This is a genomic window from uncultured Marinobacter sp. (assembly GCF_963974375.1).
Classification (GTDB): domain Bacteria; phylum Pseudomonadota; class Gammaproteobacteria; order Pseudomonadales; family Oleiphilaceae; genus Marinobacter.
Map to the genome: position 1 here is coordinate 1 of NZ_CAXBDN010000305.1, position 4725 is coordinate 4725.

The 4725-nt window shown below is 60.3% G+C and carries 4 protein-coding genes; 3 read left to right on the forward strand and 1 reads right to left on the reverse strand.

Annotation, left to right across the window (positions count from 1 at the left end; all coding sequences use genetic code 11):
• Positions 1 to 60 precede the first annotated feature (60 nt).
• Positions 61 to 1308: an amidohydrolase family protein gene (locus AAC035_RS18785; protein WP_339806639.1), complete on the forward strand. Its 1248-nt coding sequence runs from the start codon at positions 61 to 63 to the stop codon at positions 1306 to 1308.
• 54 nt (positions 1309 to 1362) lie between these two features.
• Here the strand turns inward: AAC035_RS18785 and AAC035_RS18790 are convergent, their stop codons facing one another.
• Positions 1363 to 2157, reverse strand: coding sequence for a GntR family transcriptional regulator (locus AAC035_RS18790; protein ID WP_339806640.1), 795 nt, complete (start codon positions 2155 to 2157; stop codon positions 1363 to 1365).
• A gap of 313 nt (positions 2158 to 2470) precedes the next feature.
• Between AAC035_RS18790 and AAC035_RS18795 the strand changes: the two genes are divergently transcribed.
• Entirely contained in the window at positions 2471 to 4084 is a 1614-nt protein-coding gene (locus AAC035_RS18795; protein WP_339806641.1) for an ABC transporter substrate-binding protein, read from the forward strand.
• A 23-nt stretch (positions 4085 to 4107) separates the two neighbouring features.
• The coding region (locus tag AAC035_RS18800; protein ID WP_339806642.1) for an ABC transporter permease at positions 4108 to 4725 on the forward strand (618 nt) is incomplete at its 3' end.

Genomic DNA, 4725 nt, shown 5'->3' on the forward strand with positions numbered 1-4725 from the left:
GGCGGCAGAACTGCGTAACGACCCCGAACTGGAAGCTGCCTATCTTGGGGAGAAAGTGGCATGACCCGGACCGAACACCAGGCCGGCCAGCTGCGTCTGGTCAATCTGCGACTGGCGACCCAGCCTGATACGCTGACCGAACTGTTGATCGAGGATGGTCGCTTTGTCGCCCACCTCAGCGAGCGTGCAACGGCGCCGGAGGTACGGGACCTGGGCGGACACCTGGTGCTGCCCGGGCTGATCGAGACCCATATCCATCTCGACAAGGCCTGCATCATGAATCGCTGTGAGCTCAGCGAGGGCACTCTCACTGAGGCCATTGCCCAGACCAGTGCAGCGAAGGCCCGGTTCACCGAGGAGGACGTTTACCAGCGTGGCGCCCGCATTCTTGACCAGGCCATCACCCAGGGCACTACCCACATGCGCACCCACGTGGAACTGGACCCGGGCATTGGCCTGATCGGGTTCAATGCCATTCGCCGTCTGCAGCAGGATTATGCCTGGGCCATCAGCCTGGAAATCTGCGTGTTTCCCCAGGAAGGCCTGCTCAACAATCCCGGCACCGAAGAGTTACTCTGCGAAGCGCTGGAAAACGGTGCGGATCTGCTGGGTGGTTGTCCCTATATGGATGACGATCCGCACGGGCAGATCCGTCGTCTGTTCGAGCTGGCGGTGCGCTACGACTGTGATCTGGACCTGCACCTGGATTTTGATCTGAACCCACTGGGCATGACGGTGCCGGAAGTGGTGCGCTGCACCCTGGAGCATGGCTGGCAGCACCGGGTAACCATCGGTCACGTCACCAAACTCTCGGCTCTACCGCCGGAGCAATTGCAGGAAACTGCCCTGGCCATGGCCGAAGCGGGTGTTCAGGTGACCGCACTACCGGCGACGGACCTGTTTCTGACCGGACGCGACGCCACCCACAATGTGCCCCGGGGTGTGGCGCCCCTGCCGAAGCTGCACGCCTGCGGCGTGCGCTGCTCCCTGTCCACCAATAACGTGGGCAATCCGTTTACGCCGTTTGGAGATGTTTCGCTGATCCGTCAGGCCAACCTGTTTGCCAACGTCAGCCACCTGGGCACCCCGGAAGAGCTGGCCCGCTGTCTGGCCTGGGTCTCGGAGGAGTCGGCACGGATGATCCGGTTGCCGGATTACGGACTGGCACCCGGCTGCAAGGCCGATTTCATGGTGCTGGATGCGGCTACGCCCGCCACCGTCATCGCTGAACTGAGTCAGCCGCTGATGGCATTCAAGGCGGGTCGGCAAAGTTTTGAGCGGACACCGGCCCGGTTGATGGGTGGTTGACGGGCAATCAGATGAACAGAACCTTTCCGATAAACCCTTACTGAAAGCCGATCATCAGGCCAGCACTCTGGTCAGAACGGCTTTCAGGTCTATCTCCGGTTCATTGTTGTCGTCCAGAGCCAGCTCGTTCTCCAGGTGGTTCAGGTGGTGGGCCATCCGTGCTGCCGCCTGGTCATTGTCGCCGGCCTTCAGTGCCGCCAGAATCTCGCTGTGCTCCTCATGCTGACAGGAAGGCTCATCGTTACGCTGATACAGCGCAACAATAAGGGAACTGCGCACCATCAGATTGTCCAGCAGCTCGGACAGCACGGTATTTCCGCTGATACGCCCCAGCAACCGATGGAAATCACTCAGCTCCCGGACAATGGCCCGGCGGTCTACGGCACTGGTGGCCGCAGCCTCCGCCACCATGTGGGCTTTCACGTCCTTTCTGAACCGGTGCATGCAATCCGGGGTGATGGATTCGATGATCGCCCGTTCAATAGCTCGCCGGGCCACAAAAATCTCCCGGGCTTCCCGGGCACTGGGCTGACTGACGTGAGCGCCCCGGTTGGGTTCGATGGTGACGATCTTCTGCAGGGCGAGGCGTTGCAGGGCTGCCTGCACGTGGTTGCGGTTGGCGTTCAGCGATTCGACAATCTGTGCTTCTACCAGGCGGGTGCCAGGGGGTAGCAGGTGTTGGGCAATCGCCCGCGACAGTGACTCGATAATGCGCTGGACTTCCTGTTGTTTGGAGCTTTTGGTGTTGATTCCCATGGGTGAGGTGTCGTCGGCCGTCCGGTGGTGGTTGAACCATTGAATGAGTGAAGCCAGTGCCGCGCATTGTTCGGGCGGAACAGGCTGAATCAACCATGTCCGCTGAACCGTCGCTGGTCACAATAGCTAGCAATGAACTGATTATCCGGTTCCACAGCCCCGGACGCAATGCCGGGAGTGCTGGTTGATCCACTGGCTTCAATCCGGGGCACTGTCGCCCCCTGACGGTGCATGCACCTTTTTCCGGCCTGTTACCCCCTTGATTTACTGCCCCGGTGTTTTGCCCCTGGCGTCCGCTAAATATCTGTTTATTAAAGAATTAGAAATTTTTTGGTGAGTAAGGGAAAGAGATTGGCGTATCGGTTGCATACACATTTCACAACAAACCCGCTCAGGAGTATGCAAAATGGATCGTCGCAAGTTTCTCAAGGGGACCGCCAGTCTGGGTCTTGGTGCCAGCTTCCTTCCCCTCCTCAAGGTTCTTCCTGCCAGTGCCGCCACCGGAGAAACCGCCGTGGTGGTCTTCGGCGGTACCATCAACAGCCTGGATATTCACCGCAGCGGTACCAACCGTGACAGTTATCAGGTGGCCATCAACTGTTATGACCGGCTGGTGACCTTTGGCACCAAAACGCTGGAAGACGGCTCTCTCAGCTACGACTACGATACGGTCTTGCCGGAGCTGGCGGAGTCCTGGGAAATCAGTGAAGACGGCACGGTGATGACCTTCACCATGCGCAAGGACGCCACCTTCTGGGATGGCAAGCCGGTCACCGCCCACGATGTGAAATGGTCCTTCGATCGGTCGGTTTCACTGGGCGGCTTCCCCACCGTACAGATGAAGGCCGGACGTCTGGAATCACCGGAGCAGTTTGAAGCGTTAGACGACCATACCTTCCGCATTACCCTGCCGTTCTCCTCGAAACTGGCGTTGCCGGACCTGGCCACGCCGATTCCGGTGGTGATCAACTCGGAAGTGGCAAAAGCCAATGCCACCGACGACGACCCCTGGGCCACCGAATACCTGCATCGCAATCCGGCCGGTTCCGGAGCCTATAAGGTGGCGCGATGGGACGCCGGCCAGCAGCTGGTGTACGAGCGCAATGAAGACTGGAAAGGCGGAACCCTGCCTGGCTACCAGCGGGTGATCCTGCGGGAAGTGCCGGCTCAGTCGACTCGCCGTGCGCTGATCGAGCGTGGCAGCGTGACCGCTTCCCACAACATCCCCAACAAGGATGCCAAGGAGCTGGCGGAAAAACCGGACATCAACGTGGTGAGCAGCCCTATCGACAACTGCGTTCACTGCCTGTGTACCAACCTGGATTTTGAGCCTTTCAAGGACAAGCGAGTGCGTCAGGCCATTGCCTGGGCGGTGCCCTATGAGCGGATTTTTGAACAGGCGGCCTACGGTCTGGGTATGCCCACCTGGGGCGGTTCCGAGACGGTGGATGACATTGCCTGGCCCCGTCGCTCGCCCTACTCCCTGAACATCGAAAAGGCCAAAGCTCTGCTGGCCGAAACCGACTACAAGGACGGTTTCTCGGTGCCCCTGTCGTTCAACCTGTCCCACGCCGACTGGGCGGAGCCGGCGGCGTTGCTGATCCAGCAGAGTCTGGCCCAGATCGGTATCAACGTGAACATCGAGAAGATCCCGGGGGCCAACTGGCGCACCGTGGCCCTGGTAGAGAAAAAACTGCCACTGCATCTGGAGAACTTCGGTGGCTGGCTGAACACCCCGGACTATTACTTCTTCTGGGCCTACATCAAGGGCAACCTGTTCAACTCCTCCAACTACGACAACCCGGAAATGGCACGACTGGTGGACGAAACCCTGGACATGGCGGTGGACCATCCGGATTACGTACCCAACGTGACCCGGATGATCGAGCTGGCCCACGACGATGTTCCGCGGATTCCATTGTGGCAGCCGACCCTGAACGTGGCATTCAACACCAGCGTGGAAGGTTACGAGTTCTGGTTCCATCGTCAGATGGATATCCGGTCCCTGAAACCCGTCTGATCCACCCATAAGGAGACGCCATCGTGTCCCTGGCCATCAAAGCAAGGCGGGTAGGCATGCGCCTGCTGCAAGCGGTGCCTACCGTATTCGGCATCCTGGTGGTGTGCTTCCTGCTGACCCGGGCCCTGCCCGGGGACCCGGCAGCCTACTTCGCCGGACCCATGGCGGATGAAGCGTCCATCGAACAGGTCCGCCGCAATCTGGGCCTGGACAAGCCGCTGCCCATGCAGTTTGCCACCTACCTGACGGATCTGGCCCAGGGTGACCTGGGTATGGCGGTTTCCACCGGGCAGCCGGTGATGTCGGAACTGGCAACCCGGTTACCGGCATCCCTGGAACTGACCCTGGGGGCATTGCTGTTGTCGTTTCTGATCGCGGTGCCACTGGGGGTCATGGCGGCCACCCGGCCCAACACCTGGGTGGATCATCTGTGCCGGTTTCTGGTAACGGCGGGGGTGTCCCTGCCCACCTTCTTCACGGGTCTGGCGCTGATGTACATCTTCTACTACCTGCTGGGCTGGGCGCCGGCGCCCATGGGCCGGATCGACATCATGTACCTGCCACCGGAGACGGTCACCGGTTTCTACACCATCGATACCCTGCTCGCCGGCGAATGGGATACCTTCCGGGCGGCCATGGCA